The 17,228-nt window shown below is 65.1% G+C and carries 12 protein-coding genes and 1 pseudogene; 9 read left to right on the plus strand and 4 right to left on the minus strand.

Features of this window, described 5'->3' with window-relative positions; translation table 11 throughout:
* Nucleotides 1-97: 97 nt before the first annotated feature.
* Entirely contained in the window at nucleotides 98-2,182 is a 2,085-nt protein-coding gene (locus HUO13_RS28160; protein ID WP_211898015.1) for an acetate--CoA ligase family protein, read from the minus strand.
* A gap of 109 nt (nucleotides 2,183-2,291) precedes the next feature.
* On the opposite strand from HUO13_RS28160, the gene HUO13_RS28165 reads away from it, so the two are divergent.
* The 7 genes from HUO13_RS28165 (at nucleotide 2,292) to HUO13_RS28195 (ending at nucleotide 9,707) form a co-directional block, all read left to right on the plus strand.
* A complete protein-coding gene (locus HUO13_RS28165) occupies nucleotides 2,292-2,948 on the plus strand; it encodes a TetR/AcrR family transcriptional regulator (protein ID WP_211898016.1) in 657 nt (218 codons plus the stop codon).
* Between the two features lie 360 nt (nucleotides 2,949-3,308).
* Nucleotides 3,309-3,587, plus strand: a complete 279-nt coding sequence (locus tag HUO13_RS28170; RefSeq protein ID WP_211898017.1) for an ArsR/SmtB family transcription factor — start codon at nucleotides 3,309-3,311, stop codon at nucleotides 3,585-3,587.
* 239 nt (nucleotides 3,588-3,826) lie between these two features.
* Nucleotides 3,827-5,107 (plus strand): crotonyl-CoA carboxylase/reductase, encoded by a 1,281-nt coding sequence (ccrA, locus tag HUO13_RS28175; RefSeq protein ID WP_211898018.1) that lies wholly within the window; start codon nucleotides 3,827-3,829, stop codon nucleotides 5,105-5,107.
* Nucleotides 5,108-5,150: 43 nt separating this feature from the next.
* Entirely contained in the window at nucleotides 5,151-5,963 is an 813-nt protein-coding gene (locus HUO13_RS28180; RefSeq protein ID WP_249124130.1) for an enoyl-CoA hydratase, read from the plus strand.
* A 9-nt stretch (nucleotides 5,964-5,972) separates the two neighbouring features.
* A complete protein-coding gene (locus tag HUO13_RS28185; protein ID WP_211898019.1) occupies nucleotides 5,973-7,133 on the plus strand; it encodes an iron-containing alcohol dehydrogenase in 1,161 nt (386 codons plus the stop codon).
* A 14-nt stretch (nucleotides 7,134-7,147) separates the two neighbouring features.
* Nucleotides 7,148-8,683: a CoA-acylating methylmalonate-semialdehyde dehydrogenase gene (locus tag HUO13_RS28190; RefSeq protein ID WP_211898020.1), complete on the plus strand. Its 1,536-nt coding sequence runs from the start codon at nucleotides 7,148-7,150 to the stop codon at nucleotides 8,681-8,683.
* Nucleotides 8,676-9,707 (plus strand): enoyl-CoA hydratase/isomerase family protein, encoded by a 1,032-nt coding sequence (locus tag HUO13_RS28195; RefSeq protein WP_211898021.1) that lies wholly within the window; start codon nucleotides 8,676-8,678, stop codon nucleotides 9,705-9,707. Before HUO13_RS28190 ends, HUO13_RS28195 begins: the two co-directional genes overlap by 8 nt.
* Nucleotides 9,708-9,925: 218 nt before the next feature.
* Here the strand turns inward: HUO13_RS28195 and HUO13_RS28200 are convergent.
* Nucleotides 9,926-10,803, minus strand: a protein-coding gene (locus HUO13_RS28200) for an IS5 family transposase (protein WP_211896822.1) whose coding sequence is annotated in 2 segments (ribosomal slippage) — nucleotides 9,926-10,462 and nucleotides 10,465-10,803 — 876 coding nt in all. Because the reading frame shifts where the segments join, the coding sequence is not laid out codon by codon here.
* A 53-nt stretch (nucleotides 10,804-10,856) separates the two neighbouring features.
* Here HUO13_RS28200 and HUO13_RS28205 point away from each other — a divergent pair.
* On the plus strand, nucleotides 10,857-11,813 hold the full coding sequence (locus tag HUO13_RS28205) for an MDR family oxidoreductase (protein WP_249124131.1): 957 nt from the start codon (nucleotides 10,857-10,859) through the stop codon (nucleotides 11,811-11,813).
* A gap of 252 nt (nucleotides 11,814-12,065) precedes the next feature.
* Nucleotides 12,066-12,888, plus strand: a pseudogene (locus HUO13_RS28210) (transposase family protein).
* Nucleotides 12,889-13,247: 359 nt separating this feature from the next.
* Here HUO13_RS28210 and HUO13_RS28215 read toward each other — a convergent pair.
* Together HUO13_RS28215 and HUO13_RS28220 are read right to left on the minus strand one after the other, a co-directional pair.
* Nucleotides 13,248-15,671 (minus strand): beta-glucosidase family protein, encoded by a 2,424-nt coding sequence (locus HUO13_RS28215; protein WP_211898023.1) that lies wholly within the window; start codon nucleotides 15,669-15,671, stop codon nucleotides 13,248-13,250.
* 25 nt (nucleotides 15,672-15,696) lie between these two features.
* Nucleotides 15,697-17,205, minus strand: coding sequence for a sulfatase family protein (locus HUO13_RS28220; protein ID WP_211898024.1), 1,509 nt, complete (start codon nucleotides 17,203-17,205; stop codon nucleotides 15,697-15,699).
* Nucleotides 17,206-17,228: the final 23 nt, after the last annotated feature.

Genomic DNA, 17,228 nt, shown 5'->3' on the forward strand with positions numbered 1-17,228 from the left:
TGTCGCACGAGTGCTCGCACCCAATGCGATGGCCATGACCGCGATCAGCGCTCGTCGACGCCGATGCGCGGTGTCTCCTCCTTGTTCGGGCGTGGGATCAGCTGTGTTGGCCGAGGCTGATTCGGGCGTCGAGCGCGATAGCCCTGTCTGGAGTGACGGCGACTGGGTTGCATTCGATCTCGCTGATCTCGGGGTGCGCGGCAGCGAACTCAGACAGCTGAGCGACAAGCGTCGCCGCGGAGGCCAAGTTGACGCTCGGTTTGCCGCGGTATCCGTTGAGAAGGCGGGCGCCCCGGAGGCCGCTGAACATGTCGAGGGCCTGCTCGGCATTAACCGGGCCGAGTGCACTGGTGGTGTCGTGAAGGAGTTCGGTGAAGACCCCCCCGATGCCGACCAGCACCAGCGGGCCGAAGGCCGGATCCCGTCGGACTCCGACGATGAGCTCGACGGCGGTAGAGAGGTCTGCCATCTCTTCCAGCGACACCGCCGGCGGCGCCAGGCGTGCCTGGAGGTCCGCCCAGGCGGTGATCAGCTGCTCCTCGGAACGAAGGTTGAGCATCACACCACCGCGATCGCTTTTGTGGTCATCTCCGAGGGCCTTGAGCACGAGCGGGTAGTTCATCTGGCGGGCGTGGTGGATCAGCTCGGCCTCGGTCTCGACGCGGTGGGCTCTCACGAAGGGGATCCCGGCTGCGGACAGCGTCTCGCGGGCGTTCCAGTAGTCGCCGCGATCCAGCGGGGCCTGGCTGGCGACCTGACGTGGGAGTCCGGCGAGTTTTCGTTCGTGGCGAATGGTCAGCCTGCGCAGCACCCACGCGGCGTCCTCGACGTGTCGGTAGACCGCAATGCCACCATCCCGCAATGCGTCCGAGACCGAGGACCGGTCGAACATCAGCTGAGCGATCAGGCAGCGCTGGTCGCGATTCACGGCGGTGGCGAGTTCGCGGGCGGCTTCGACCTCCTTGGTCGCCAGTTCAACTGAGTACTCGCCGTAGCCGCCTAGGTAACCGGTCAGCAAGGTGGCGTCGACGTCGGAGGCCTGCCCGAGCTCCTCGACGACCCGTACGAACACCCTCGGGTCCTTCTCGCCGGCGCCAGCGGTGTCGATCGGGTTGGCCGTCCCACTGCTGTTGGGCAGTAGTTCGCCAATGCGGTGCTGCGTCTCGTCGTTGAACGGATCGACGGACAGGCCCGCCTGCTCGAGCGCGTCGCTGGCCAGAGAGGCGTGACCACCCCCGTCGGCGAACACCGCGATGCGGCGACCTGTTGGCAGATTGGTCTTGACCAGCGCCTGCATGAGGTTCGCGAGCTCGTAGGGGCTCGCGACGAGCTCCGCGCCGGTAGCATCGCACGCCGCTTGGATCACGGTTTGCGAACTGACCATTGAACCGGTGTGCGAGGCGGCGCCGCGTGCGGACGCCTGGCTGCGGCCGGCAGCCAGAAGCACGACCGGTTTGCCGGCGTTCTCGGCCCTGGCCAGGGCTTCGGTGAACCGCCTGCCGTCTTTGATGCCTTCGGTGTAGAGAGCGATGGCCTTGGTCTGATCGTGCTCGACACACGCATTGATCAGATCGGCCGCGTCTAGGTCAGCCTGGTTTCCGAGGCTGGCAAAGCGCGAGATACCGAGCCCGTGCTGCGCGAGCTGCTGCCCTACATCGATGGCGACGTTCCCACTCTGGGTGAGAAGGGCGATCGACCCCGGGACGAACGAGTTCACCGTGGCATCGAGACCCGTCGTCGTGTCGAGCACGCCCAAGCAGTTCGGGCCCAGCATCACCGCCCCGGCCTCGCGTACGCGATTCGCAATCGACTCCTGGAGTCGTCGACCGCTGGCCCCACTCTCCCCCAGCCCGGCAGTGATCCCGACAATCGCGCGCACTCCGGCCGCAAGCGCGTCATCGACCACGGACTCGAACGCCGCAGCTGGCACGGCCAACACAGCCAAGTCCACGTCCTCGTTCACATCGGACAGGCTGCGGAACGTCGGTTGGCCAATAGCCTCGGAGCGCCGAGCGTTGATGAGGAACGCCGGTCGAGGACCGGACACGGCGCGCACAGCGAGCCAGTTTCCATATTTCTCAGGGTCATCGCTGGCGCCGACGATCGCGACCGAGCGAGGGGCGAACAGCGCTTGCAGTCCCGACGACCGCGAGGGCGCTGCAACCTGGGTGATCAGCTCCATACCGTCTCCTCGTTGAGAGCATGTGGTCGGTCATAATAAGTCATTATTATGACGGCGACAACACTCTTGCAGGAGATCGCGCTGACCATGGCCCCCTACCATGGAGGGCATGACAGCAGCCGCACGCCCGACGCCGTCGGCACCAGACCCCGAGACCTCAGAGGGGAATCTGGATCGATCCGCAGCCGTATCCCTCCGCCGTCGTCAGATCATGGTCGCGACCGAACGTTTGATCGCTGAACAAGGATTCGACGCTTTGCGGCTGCGAGATGTGGCCAAGGCGGCTGGTGTCTCGATCGGGACGATCCAGCACTACTTCGACACGCGCGACAACCTCGTCCTGGAAACTCTCGCCGCAGCCAGCTGGAGGCGGGCCGAGGAGTTCACCGCCCAGGGCAAGGAATCAACAGACCCGGTGGAGCGGACGCGCTCGCTCCTTCGTGGCTCTATCGCCGATCGTGCCAGGTGCCAGGCGTGGATGGAGACGTGCGCGTCATCAACCAGGCACAGCGAACTGGCCCCCATGATCGAGCGAATATATGAGGCATGGCGGGTCGAGATCAGGCAAGCGATCAAGGACGGCATCGACGCGGGCATCTTCAATCCACACCTCCCGCTCGAGCAGCTCATCGACACGGTGATGGCGATGATCGAAGGCCTCATGGTGACGGTCGGCCTCAGCCTCGACAGATTCACCAGCGATTACGCCGCGACCTTGGTACAGGACACGGCAGGCCGACTGCTGGCCTACGACTTCAAGGAGTAAGCTGGCCTGCTCGACGACAGCCAGCGAAATCCCAGCTCGTCGTGGCCACACAAGGGGATCATCACAGGTTTGGACATGCGCCCCCAACTCGTTGGGCTGTGGAGCGCGTCGGAGACGGGGCGCAGCACAGCGACACAGAACGGCGTTCGCCCGCCAACGGACACCGTCGGCTGACGTGCAGGAATGCTGGGCACGCATGGTCGCGTTCGATGGCCGGAACCAGGCACTACGTTTCGATGATGCTAGAATCGTACAACAGATTGTCCGCAGCATTGAATGCGAGGTCAACCAGTGCCCAAGTCAGCCGAGCCACCGCGCCTGGTGCCGCCTACTCCCACGAAGTCCCTGAAGGAGAACTACGTGCAGGTGCTGAAAGCCCTCGGCGACCCGACCCGGCTGGACATGCTCAGCCGGATGGCCAGCCGCGACGAGTACCCGTGCACGACACTGGAGCACGAGCTGCCGGTGGGGAAATCGACGATCTCCTATCACGTCAAGATCCTTAGCCAGGCGGGGTTGGTGTCAGTGAGCAAGAAGGGTCGATTCTACTTCTACACGCTGCATCGCGACATCATCGAGTTCTACACGCCAGGTCTGCTGGGCCGCCTCACCTCGGAAGCGCAAGTGACCGAGCCGTAGGCCCCGCCCCCCGTCGTCGGCAAGCACGTCGTGCTCGCCGGGGCGGACTCGAAGGCCCCCGTATAACCCGCGACCGCGCCGTCGCGGGTTTTTGCTTTGCAGGACACCAAAACACCAGGGTTCTCGACGGCGCGCACCTGCTCGCGACGCCACTGTGGCCGCGCTCACTCCCAGGCAACTCTTGCAGTTCGATAGGCACTACGTTTCAATGACTGTCGAAACATCGAACTCAAGGAGTCATGGTGACTGGACCCGAATCCCGCAAGAGCGTGGTCACAGCTGGAGCCGAGATCACGGACATCGGCGAGCTTCCTCCTTTGGGCGTCGTTCCTGCCAAGATGCATGCGCAGGTCGTGCGGCCCGATCGCTACGGAGACCCGGCCAACGCCTTTCAGCACGAGGCCGTGCCCACTCCGGAGATCGGCCCAGATGAGGTGCTGGTCGCCGTGATGGCTGCCGGCATCAACTACAACAATGTCTGGGCGGCGCGCGGATATCCCGTTGATCAGGTGGCAGTGCGGCAGAAGCGCGGCGAGGTCGAGGACTTCCACATCGGCGGGTCAGATGCCTCCGGAATCGTCTACGCGGTCGGCGAAGCCGTCACCGACTGGGAGATCGGCGACGAAGTTGTCGTCCACCCCGGAGTGTGGGATGCCGATGATCCGTGGATTGCCGCCGGCCGCGATCAGATGATCGCTCCCTCGGCCCGCATTTGGGGCTATGACACGAACTACGGGTCATTCGGTCAGTTTGCTCGCGCGCAGTCGCACCAGTTGCTCCCCAAAGCCGTTCACCTGAGCTGGGCGGAAGCAGCTGCCCCCACCTTGGTCGGGACGACGGCCTACCGGATGTTGCACGGTTGGGCTGGAAACACCGTGCAGGAGGGCGATCTGGTCCTGGTGTGGGGTGGTTCGGGCGGTCTGGGAACCCAGGCCACTCAGCTGGTCGATGCTGCGGGAGGTCGGGCGATTGCCGTCGTTTCCGATACGGAACGCGGTGAGTACGCGAAGAAGTTCGGTGCCATCGGCTACATCGACCGCCGCGAGTTCAGTCACTGGGGAATCCCGCCGCTGGTGGATGACACCGTGGGGCAGAAGGAGTGGACGCACAGCGTTAGGGCGTTCGGGAAGAAGGTCCGGGAGATCGCCGGTAGCCGGGAAGACCCGGCGATCGTCTTCGAACACCCTGGTGCCGCCACCATCCCCACCAGCATCTTCTTGTGTCAGCCCGGTGGCATGGTGGTGATCTGCGCGGGTACAACTGGCTTCGACGCCATGGTCGACCTGCGCTATCACTGGACGCGTCAGAAGCGCTTGCAGGGCTCCCACGGCACAAACGACGCGCAAGCCCGCGCCTACAACGATCTGGTTCGTGAGGGCAAGATCGATCCCGTCGTCGGGCGAGTTCTTCCCTTCGCCGACATTCCCCGCGCTCATTCGGAGATGGGGAATGGACACGAGGTCTTCGGCAACAGCGTGATTCTCGTCGGTTCGGGCACCCCTGGCCTCGGCCGACGTTGACCAGACACGCAGCACACCCCAACGCCATCCAAGGAGTCGTCCGTTGACAACGAAGCAGCAGGATCCCATCAAGGTAGCCGAGAACACGGAGTACATCCTGGCCGAACGGCGTGACAGCGTCGTACTCCTCACCCTGAACCGTTCGAAGGCGCTGAACGCCTTGTGTGACAGCCTCACGCAGGAGTTGACCGAGGTGCTTGATGCAACCGAACGGGACGATTCCGTAGCAGCAGTGGTGATCACGGGAAGCGCGAAGGCTTTCGCGGCCGGCGCCGACATCAAGGAAATGCAGCCCAAGACCTTTGTGGATGTTTACCTCGAGGACTTCATCACTAGCTCGTGGGAACGACCGTCCACTGTGCGCAAACCGATCATCGCCGCGGTGAGTGGCTATGCGCTCGGCGGCGGGGCGGAACTGGCGATGATGTGCGACCTGATCATCGCTGCGGAGAGTGCGAAGTTCGGCCAGCCCGAGATCACCATCGGCATTCTGCCGGGGGCCGGTGGCACTCAACGCCTGGCACGAGCGGTCGGGAAGTCCAAGGCCATGGACATGGTGTTGACCGGACGCATGATTGATGCCGCCGAAGCCGAACGCATGGGCCTGGTCGCACGCGTCGTAGCAGACGAGGAACTGGTCAGCGAAGCAGTCGCGGTGGCAACGAAGATCGCGAACTTCTCGAAGCCCGCAGTTCTCCTGGCCAAGGAAAGTGTCAACCGTGCCTTCGAAACCACGCTGTCCGAAGGGCTCCGGTTCGAACGCCGAATGTTCCATGCTGCCTTCGCTACGGAGGGGCAGAACGAGGGCATGGACGCGTTCATCAACAAGCGCGAAGCCCGTTACAGCGACCGTTGAGGAGATGGCGTGACCAGCACAATCATGCAGCCGCGTGAGCTCCGGATCGGCGGCGGAGCGATCGATCAGACCGGCGAGGTCGCCGCGGGCTTGGGCATCAGCCGTCCCCTGGTGGTGACCGACGGCTTCCTCATGTCGAACGGCACCGCGCAACGCGTGCTGGATTCCCTAGCGGGCGCGGGACTGGTTCCGACGCTTTTCTCCGGCACGGTGCCGGATCCGACCACCGACTCGCTGGTAGTCGGTCTTGATGCACTACAGGCCGGTAACTGCGACGCTGTGGTTGGTTTGGGTGGCGGTAGTCCCATGGACACTGCCAAGGCGCTGGCCGTGCTGGGCGTGCAGGGCGGCGGAATGACTCAATACAAGGCGCCGGTGCGCAACACCGGTCCGGCGCTGCCGATCATCGCCGTGCCTACTACCGCCGGTAGCGGGTCAGAGGCAACTCAGTTCACCGTCATCACCGACAGCAAGACTGACGAGAAGATGCTCTGCCCTGGGCCAGCCTTCCTCCCCATCGCGGCGATCATTGATTTCGAACTCACTGTATCGATGCCTGCCCGACTGACGGCCGATACCGGGATCGATGCTCTGACCCACGCGGTCGAGGCCTACGTGAGCAAGAGGGCCAACCCGTTCTCTGACGCGTTGTGTCTCACCGCGATCGCCACGATCGCGCACAACCTACGCAGGGTCTACGCTGACGGCTCGGACATTCAGGCCCGCGCAGGGATGATGCTGGCAGCCACTCAGGCAGGGATCGCGTTCTCCAACTCCAGCGTGGCGCTCGTCCACGGCATGAGCCGCCCCATCGGCGCGCACTTCCATGTTGCGCACGGTCTGTCGAACGCGATGCTGTTCCCCGCCGTTACAGCGTTCTCCGCGCGGCACGCGACTGCTCGCTATGCGGACTGTGCCCGCGCCTACGGTGTGGCCTCAGGATCGACGTCCGACGACCTCGCAGCCGAAGGCTTCGTGGATGCCCTGCAGGGCCTGTGCCACGACCTCGAGGTACCCACGCCCGCGACGTACGGCATCGACGAAACAAAGTGGCGCCAGCTGATTCCGGTCATGTCCGAACAGGCCCTCGCCTCCGGCTCGCCGGCCAACAACCCCCGAGTCCCCACGGTCGACGAGATCGCAGACCTCTACGTCCAGATTTACAAGTGATCGAAGGAAACACTATGAAGACACCCGGTGCAGAATCCGCGAAAACCGTTGACACGGACGTAGTTGACATCGATCACTGGATCCAGGGTGCTAGCACCCCTGGCAGCTCCATCGAGCGCGGTGATGTGTACAACCCCGCAACCGGAAAGGTGACAGGACGGGTCGCGCTCGCCGAGCCTGCCGACGCAGTCGCTGCCATCGCCTCCGCCCACGCGGCCTTCCCCGACTGGGCGGCCACCCCACCGCATGTGCGAGCTCGCGTGCTGTTCCGCTTCCGGGATCTGATCGAGACCCACCGCGACCGGCTCGCCCAGATCATCGTCGCCGAGCACGGCAAGGTGTTCTCCGACGCCCAGGGCGAGGTCACGCGCGGACTGGAAGTGGTGGAGTACGCCTGCGGCATCCCGCAGGTACTCAAAGGAGAGTTCACCGAAAACGTCGGCCGCAACATCGACAGCATGTCGCTGCGCCAGCCACTCGGCGTCGTGGCCGGCATCTCGCCGTTCAACTTCCCCGCGATGGTCCCGATGTGGCTGTTTCCAGTCGCGCTCGCCTGCGGCAACACCTTCGTGATGAAGCCCTCCGAGAAGGACCCCACCCTCTCCGTCGAACTGGCCAAGCTGCTGAAGGAAGCCGGTCTGCCTGACGGTGTGTTCAACGTGCTGCACGGAGACAAAGTCGCCGTCGATGCGCTGCTCACCGATCCGCGCATCGAGGCGGTCAGCTTCGTAGGCTCCACCCCGATCGCGGAGTACATCCACACCACCGCTTCGGCCAACGGTAAGCGCGTCCAGGCTCTCGGAGGCGCGAAGAACCACATGGTCGTCATGCCCGACGCTGATCTCGACAAGGCCGTGTCCGCGCTGATGGGAGCCGCCTATGGTTCGGCTGGCGAGCGCTGCATGGCCATTTCCGTGGCGGTGCCGGTGGGCGAGGAGACCGCGAGTCAGCTGCGTGAGCGCCTGGTGAAGGCCATCGCCGAACTGAAGATCGGCCCTGGTTTGAACGAAGGTGTGGAGATGGGTCCGCTCGTGACCGCCGCCCACCGCGACAAGGTCGCCGACTACATCGAAATCGGCGTGGAGGAGGGTGCCGAGCTGGTGGTGGACGGGCGTCAGACGGATATCCCAGAAGCGGGCTTCTTCCTGGGGGCCACCCTGCTCGACCACGTCCAGCCGGAGATGCGCGTCTACCTCGAGGAGATCTTCGGCCCGGTGCTGGGCATCGTTCGTGCCGAGTCCTTCGCAGAGGCGCTGACTCTGGTCAACGAGCATGAGTTCGGCAACGGCACCAGCATCTTCACCCGCGACGGCAACACCGCGCGCACCTTCGTGTCGCAGGTGAAGGCAGGCATGGTCGGTGTGAACGTCCCGATTCCGGTCCCGATGGCCTTCCACTCCTTCGGTGGTTGGAAGCGCTCCTTGTTCGGCGACCACCACGTGCACGGCCCCGAGGGCGTCCGCTTCTATACCCGGTACAAGGTCGCCACCACCCGGTGGCCCTCCGACGAGCGCATTACCACCGACTTTGCGATGCCGACCCATGGCTGAGTCGGAGGAATTCATCCGCACCGAGCTGGAGGGCGGCGTCGGGCGGATCACCTTGAACCGGCCCGCCGCCCTCCATGCGCTGAACCTGCCCATGGTGGAGCGCCTCGGCGAGGTGCTCGAGGCATGGCGGGAGGAGCCGCTCAGCGCCGTGGTCATCGACAGCAGCGGCTCGAAGGCGTTCTGCGCGGGTGGGGATATCCGGGCCATCCAGCAAAACACCCTAAACGGCAAGCAGGAATGCAACAAATCCTTCTTCGCCACCGAGTACAAGCTCAACTACACACTGGCCACCTATTCGCGCCCGCTCGTTTCGCTGATCGACGGAATCTGCATGGGTGGCGGATTGGGAGTGTCGGTACACGGGCACTTCCGAGTCGCAACCGAAGCCACACAGCTCGCCATGCCCGAAACGTCAATAGGCTTTTTCCCGGATGTTGGAGCGAGCTTCTTTCTGTCGCGGCTGCCGGGGAGCCTGGGTATGTACCTAGGCCTGACGGGGACGCGGATCGGCCCTGCCGACGCCCTTTACACGGGCCTGGCGACGCACCTGACGAGTTCTCGCGATATTGACGGCATCGTGCCAGCTCTGCGTAACCGCGGATCGAAAAGCGTGGACATGGTGCTGCGGAGCTTCTGCAAGCCGAACCCTGTAAGTTCCAGTGAGCTCGCAAAGCGACGCTCCGCGATTGACTGGTGCTTCGGTGCTCCGAGCCTGGCTCTCATCCTGAACCGGCTGGAGCAGCATGGCGAGGTGTGGTCTGCGGAGCAGCACGAAGTGCTGAAAAAGGCATGTCCGCAAAGTTTGCAGGTCACCTTCGATCTGATCAGCCAAGCGCGGGAACTCGATCTTGCGGCCTGTCTCGAGGCGGAGCTAACCGCCGCCTGCTACATCACCAAAACACCGGACTTCATCGAAGGTGTACGGGCCGCCCTAGTCGACAAAGACCGTCGGCCGAAATGGTCGACCTCCTTGGACGATCAGAAACTGGCCATCTTCCTGAACGCTGCCGACTCAGGAGGCTAACCGATCTGAGGTTCTGCTCATACCAGGAATTACCCGTAGCTGGCACTCTTAATCGCCATCAACCCGAGCGTATTCAAGTTTCACCCATTCTGCGGCCGGGCGAAAATACCCAGGTGCGCTGCACGCCAGGCGGTTCCAGTAATGCAGCGCACCTGTCACCCAATCTGGAGACGAAACGACGATGGCTAGTCACAAAGCCCTAGGGCCTGTTTCGAAAGTCATGGCAGCCACTCGTTGATCGCTGCGATGGTGACGGTGGCTTCGTAGCGGACGGCGAGCTTGTCGTATCTGGTGGCGACGGCTCGGTTCCGTTTGAGACGGTTGATCCCGCACTCGACGGCGTGCCGCTGCTTGTAGATCTCCTCGTCGAATGCGGGTGGTCGTCCTCCTCGGGAGCCCTTCTTCTTGCGGTGGCGGATCTGGTCCGCCTTGTCCGGGATGGTGCAGCGGATACCGCGTCTGCGCAGGTAGGCGCGGTTGGCGCGGGACCCGTAGGCCTTGTCGCCGAGCACCCGATCCGGGCGGCAGCGCGGCCGACCGCGATCACGCCGGGGCACTCGGATACGGTCGAGCACCACCTGAAACTGGGGCGAGTCACCCCGCTGGCCAGCTGTGATCACGATTGACATGGGCTTTTGCCCCTGCTCGACCGCCAGGTGAGTCTTGGTCGTCAATCCTCCGCGGGAGCGCCCCAGCCCGTGATCGGCTGGTTCGAACTCGACACCGCCCGGGGGCTCCTTCTGGAGATCCCCTTTTGACGGGCACCGGCCGCGTGCTGGTGTGCACGGGCCACGGTGGAGTCCACGCTGACATCCCAGGTGATCAGGCCCGCAGCGTCCGCATCGGTCTGCAGCGCGGTCAGAATCCGCTTCCACGTGCCATCCCGCTGCCACCGCCGGAACAGCCCATACACCGTCTCCCATGGGCCGTAGCGCTCCGGCAGATCCCGCCACGGCACCCCAGTCCGGACCCGGTACCGAACCCCGTCGATGAGCTGGCGTTTCGTATGCTTCGGCGGACGCCCGGACTTCTTTCCCTTGGGCAGCAAGGGCTCCAGCTTCGCCCACTGGTCATTGGTCAGATCACCACGCCCCACAAGACAAGATCATCTCAAACCTTGATCGACTTATGAAACAGGCCCTAGTCCGGGTGGACGACGGTCCCGCACGATTTCAAAGGCTCTCCGAGGCCGACCTGCCCGAGGGCGACGTCACGATCAAGGTGAGGTACTCGACTCTCAACTACAAGGACGGGCTCGCTGTCCTCGGCAAAGGCAAGATCGTGCGGCGGTTCCCAATGGTTTGCGGGGTCGATCTAGCTGGCGTAGTGGAATCGTCGCAATCGCAGGAGTGGCAGCCAGGCGACGAGGTGATTGCGACCGGATTCGGCCTATCAGAGCTCCATCCCGGCGGGTATGCCGAGCGCCAACGAGTACCTGGTGAATGGCTGGTGCGCAAACCGGCCTCGCTTGAATTGTCGCAGACCATGGCAATCGGTACCGCCGGGCTGACGGCGATGTTGTGTGTGCTCGCTCTGGAAAGGGCCGGGCTGAGTCCCGAGCAGGGCGGTGAGGTACTGGTCACGGGTGCCGCCGGCGGGGTCGGTAGCGTAGCCGTTGCGCTTCTCGCCGAGCTGGGGTACAGCGTCACTGCCTCAACCGGCCGACCAGAAACACGGGGCTACCTGAAAGAACTCGGTGCGGCAGCCTTTATCGACCGGAGCGAACTTGCCACAGACTCCGGACGACTACTTGATTCGCGACGCTGGATCGCCGTCGTGGACACCGTTGGCGGCACCACACTGGCTACCGCAGTCAAACAAACCCACTACGCTGGCGCGGTAGCAGCTTGTGGTCACGTTGGTGGCACCGACCTGCCGCTCTCGGTAATGCCGCTCATCATCCGCGGAGTGCAGTTGCTAGGCATTGACGCCGTACAGTGCCCACTACCCTTGAGAGAACACGCGTGGCAACGCCTTGCCAGGGACCTACCTTTAGCAAAGCTGGACTCCACCACAAGCTACGGAAACCTGGACGAGGTTCCCCAGCTAGCGGAAAAAATCGTGTCGGGACAGATCCGCGGACGCCTGGTGATTAGGGTCGACTAAGAGAGCATCCGATATTTTCTTTGATGTTCAGTCCGTATCGGAGTGGCCACTGACAGAAGCCGGTCACAATGGTCGACCGCAGCCGCATAATGGTCGTCTACGTGCCAGTGAGGTGATCTCAGTAGCGTCGGGCTGAGTTTTCGCGTGGGTGGCGGATCTGGTTGGCAGCGCGGGGGATCCGGGTGAAGTCAGGGCGTGGAGTCCTTGGTAGAAGAGACTCGCCAAAGATCAACTCCATGCCGAAGACTCCACGTGATCGTCTATCGTGCCATCCTCGATGTCCCTCGTGAACTCGCCCTCTACGTCTCCAGCCTGGTGCGCGCTGAACGTCGTCGGCGCGGAACACGGAAGCAGGCCCGGGCGCTGACGTGTTTCTGGCAGGCCGTACTCGGGCTGCGGTGGTTCCGAGAGCACCGCGACGTCACCGCTCTGGCCCGCGATCACGGCATCTCCCGCGCGACCGGCTACCGGTACCTGGCCGAGGTCATCGAGATCCTGGCCGCCCAGGCGCCGGACCTGCACGAAGTCCTGGACCGGGCCCATACCGACGGGACACCGTATGTGATCCTCGACGGCAAGCTGTTCACCAGCGACCGGCTGGGCGAGAAAACCACCAGCGTAAAGGGAAAACCCATCCACACCCAATATTCCGGCAAGGCCCACCAGCCCGGCGGCAACATCCAGGGCCTGCTGGAACCGGACGGATTCCCGCTCTGGGTCTCCGACGTCGAGCCCGGCTCGGTGCACGACATCACCGCCGCTCGCACGCACGTCCTCGGCGCGTTGTACTGGGCAACCTCCCAACTCGACCTCCCGGCACTGGCCGACGGCGGCTACGACAGCGCCGGAATCGGCGTGCACACCCCAGTCAAACAACCCACCAGCGACCAGGCCCTCGACCCCGGTAACCGCACCTACAACAGCCTGCTCCGCGGCCTGCGCTGCCTCGGCGAACGCGGCTTCGCACTCCTGACCGGCCGCCGGCGATCACTGCGCCACCAGCCCACGCCGCATCGGCGACATCGTCAAAGCCGCACTCGTCCTCACCCACCACGAACACGGCCGAATCCCATAGAACTCGCTGAGATCACGTCACTGGCATCTGCCAGGCCAAGAGGCGTTCTACTCAACTGTGCATCTGAGGTCCACGTGTGGCAATGCTGGACAACAAACGCATCCAGTACCGGCCCCACCTGCTCACCGGGTTCCTCGCCCAAACCGGCCTCACCCTCGAACCGGAGCCGCCCTAATCTTGATCATTCAATCTCTGTAGTCGGCCCAAGTAGCCCGGAGTACAACAGCGCCCCGAGGCTGATCGCCTCGGGGCGCCGCCGATCGAGAAAACCAGATCACGCCTGCGACTACCCCGAGCGCATGGTTGCCGCACAGGACGTCGAGACAGACCTGGCGCAGCGCGGTTCGTGATTTCGCGTATCAGGCCCGCAGCGAGGTGGTAGCGGAGATGTCGAGGGCGCTCGATCCGATGTGCAGGGTATACTCGCCCGGTTCGTGCTGCCAGCCGTCGTCCCAGTAGGCGAGGTCGCGCTCATGCACCGGGACGCGCACCTCCACGGCTTCTCCGGCTTGGGCGCGGACGGTGGCGAAGCCGACGAGCCAGCGGGCGGGGCGGTCGATGGCGGAGTCGGGTCGGGAGGCGTAGACCTGCACGACGTGCTTGCCAGCTCGGTTGCCGGTGTTGCGCGCGGTCAGTTCGACCGTGGCGACGCCGTCGGTGATCGGAGTCGTGGTCACATCGGTCAGGCTCCAGGTCGTGTATCCGAGCCCGTGACCGAACGGGTAGGCCGGTGTCGTCCCGGCGCGCAGCCAGGCGCGGTAGCCGATGTGGACGTCCTCGTCGTAGGCGAGCGCCCCGTCGACAGGAGTCACGTCGAGAACCGGGACGTCGTCGATCGCGGCCGGCCACGTGGTGGGCAGCCTGCCGCCGGGCTCGCGGGCACCGGTGAGGAGGTCACCGACGGCCGCGCCGTACTCCTGGCCCGCGAAGTAGTTGAGCACGATCGCCGCGGCCTGCTCCCGCCACGGCAGCAGAACCGGAGCACCTGAGTTGACCAGCACGACCGTGCGCGGGTTCGCCGCCAGCACCGCGCGCACCAGGTCGTCCTGGCGTCCGGGCAGGTTCAGGTCGGCCCGGTCGTAGCCTTCCGATTCGACGCGGGAGTTCGTGCCCACCACGACCACCGCGACATCGGCCTCGGCGGCGGCGCGGGAGGCCTCAGCGATGAGCTCGTCGGCGTCCACGTCCGCCGGTTCGGTGCCGATGGTGATGCTCAAGGCGTTGCTCAGGCCACCGCCCATCCGCTGCGGGCTGAACTCCACGCGCAGCCGCACGCTGCGCCCGGAGCGGAAATGCACCGGTGCCGACACCGCTGGCGGCGACAGGAAGGCTGCGCCGAGGTCGGTCCCGACGGCCTGCGCGGTCTGCTCGGTGAGCAGCCCGCCGTCGACGAGGACGCGCCCGGTGCCCACCGACGCGAAGCCGATGCGCTGCGGGCCGGATTCGGTCGGCGTGTAGTCGGTTTCGAAGACCAAGGTCGCCAGCTCGCCGATGGGCGCGTCCCCGCCGAAGTAGACCAGACCGCTGGCCAGCCGATCCTCGGTGAACAGCAGTGCGCCCTCGGCGTCGAGCATCTCGACTCGCGCCCCGGGCTCGCCGGTGACGGGGTTGCGCATCGCGTCGCGGTCGAGCTCGGCCAGCCCTTCCTGCACGATCGCGCCCAGTGAGTAGGATACCTCGGCGCCCGGGAACGCCGCCCGCATGCCTTCCAGCGGGGACACGACCCTGTCGGGGAGCACGGTGGCGCTCCCGCCGCCCTGGGTTCGGGCGTGCAGCGCGTTGTGGCCGATCACCGCGATGCGAGCGGGGTCCGCCAGCGGCAGGATGCCGTCGTTGGCCAGCAGGACGGAGCCCTCCGCCGCGGCCTCCCGGGCGAAGGCGACCCCGTCCTCCGAACGCGCCGGCCGGACCGGTTCGAAGCCCTCCAGCGCACCGACCCGAGCCGCCAGGTGCAGGATGCGGCGCACCTTGCGATCGACGACGGCTTCGTCGATGACCCCGCCGCGGACCGCCTCGACCAGCGCCTCACCCCACGGCCCGTCCGGGCCCGGCATCACCAGATCCTGCGAGTGCTTCGCGCTCTCCACACTGCGCACAGCCGTCCAGTCGCCGATCACCACACCGTCGAATCCCCACTCGCTGTTCAGCGGTGTCTCCAGCAGCTCGTTCTCGGTCGCCGTGGCACCGTTGATCGAGTTGTAGGCGCTCATCACCAGCCACGCCCGCTCCTGCACCACGGCGTCCTCGAACGCCCGCAGGTAGACCTCCCGCAAGGCGCGTTCGCTCAACCGCACGTCGACGGTGAACCGGTCGGTCTCGAAGTCGTTGGCCACGTAGTGCTTAGGCGTGGCCCCCACACCGTTGTCCTGCAACCCCCGCACGTAGGCCGCAGCGAGCCGGGCGGTCAGCAGCGGGTCCTCGCTGAACGCCTCGAAATGCCTGCCGCCCAGCGGAGAGCGGTGCAGGTTGATCGTCGGCCCCAGCACCACGTCCACCCCCTTGCGGCGAGCTTCGACGGCGGCGATCGCGCCGTAACGCGCAGCGATGCCGGTGTCCCACGCCGATGACAACGAGGTCGCCGACGGCAGGTTCAGCGACGGTGATCGCTCGTCCCACACCTCACCACGCACCCCGCTCGGACCGTCCGAGACGACCATCCGCCGCAACCCGATCTCCTCGATCGGCCACGTCGTCCAGAAGTCGCGGCCCGTCAACAACCGGACCTTGTCCTCCAGCCCGAGCTTGCCGACGAGGTCGTCGAGGTGGTCATCGATGGCAGTCATGCGCTGTTCTCCCCTCTGTTGAACGTCAGTTCGTCGCACGGATACCTGCGACGTACTTCTCCACCCTGGCCAGCATGTCGGCGTCGTGCGGGCCCCACTGCGGCTGCGGCGTGCCTGGCCCGGTGTAGGGCTCATCGGCGTAGTGCCCCTGGTATTCGGCCAGTTTCGCCTCCAGATCGCGGCGGATCTCGGCGTGCGCGGGATCCTCGGCGAGGTTGTTCAGCTCGGCCGGGTCGTCGCGGAGGTCGTAGAGCTCCCACTCGGGTTCGGAGATCCGCTCCGAGGCGCCGGGCACGCCCATTCCGGCGCCGTAGTAGTGGATGAGCTTGTGGTCGGCGGTGCGGATGCCGTAGTGGGCGGGGGCGCTGTGGATGGGATCGTCGTGCTCCCAGTACCGGTAGTAGACGGCGTCCGGCCAGTCGGTGACCTGTTCGCCGCGCAGCAGCGGGAGGAAGCTACGGCCCTGCGCCGCAGGCAGCACATCTGCGGCGTCGAGGCCACAGGCGTCCAGGAACGTCGGCGCGAAGTCGGCGTTGGTGATGATCTGCTCGCACCGGCTTCCTGCGGCGATCTGCGCGGGCCAGCGGATGAGCATCGGCATCTGCAGCGACTGGTCGAACATCAGCCGTTTGTCGAACCAGCCGTGGTCCCCCAGGAAGAAGCCCTGGTCGGAGGTGTAGACAACGAGCGTGTTCGCGGCGAGTCCGGTGTCGTCGAGGTGGTTGAGCAGGCGTCCGACGTTGTCGTCGATGGACTGGATGCACTGCAGGTAGTCGCGCATGTAGATCTGGTATTTCCAGCGCATCCGCGCCTCGCGGTTCTCCGGACCGCGCAGGTGTTCGGGGACGTCAGACTTGAGGTCGTCGGCGCCCAGGTCGTCGGCGATGGTCATGTGCACCCCGCGCACGGCCTTGCTGCGGGTGGCGTGGTCGTCGAAGAACGTCTCGGGCTCGGGGATGGCGCCGTCGGCGTAGAGGTGCCGGTGCTTCTCGTCCGGGACCCACGGCCGGTGCGGTGCCTTGTGGTGCACCATCAGGCAGAAGGGCTTGTCCTGGCCGCGGTTGTCGATCCAGTCGATGGCCTGGTCGGTGACGATGTCGGTGGCGTAGCCCGGCGCCGTCGAGGCGCCATCGGCGTCGATCATCTCGGGGTGGACGTAGTCGCCTTGCCCGGGGAAGATCCTCCAGTCGTCGAACCCGCGCGGCAGCGAGGTCCCGTGTTCGCCGAGGTGCCACTTGCCGAACAGCGCTGTGGCGTAACCATGGTCCCGCAAAGCTTCGACGAACGTCGGTACCCGGTAGTCCATTTCGGTCCAGATGGACGAGACTCCGTTGATGTGGCTGTAGGTGCCGGTGAGGATCGTCGCGCGGGAGGGACTGCAGATCGCGTTGGTGCAGTACGTCGCGTCCATCCGCATGCCCTCATCGGCGATCCGGTCCAGGTGCGGGGTCTTGTTGACGTGACTGCCGTAGGCCGAGATCGCGTGCGCCGCGTGGTCGTCGGACATGATGAAGACGATGTTCGTGCGTGCCATCGGTTCCTGCTTTCTCTGGTTGG

It is taken from the genome of Saccharopolyspora erythraea, assembly GCF_018141105.1.
GTDB lineage: Bacteria > Actinomycetota > Actinomycetes > Mycobacteriales > Pseudonocardiaceae > Saccharopolyspora_D > Saccharopolyspora_D erythraea_A.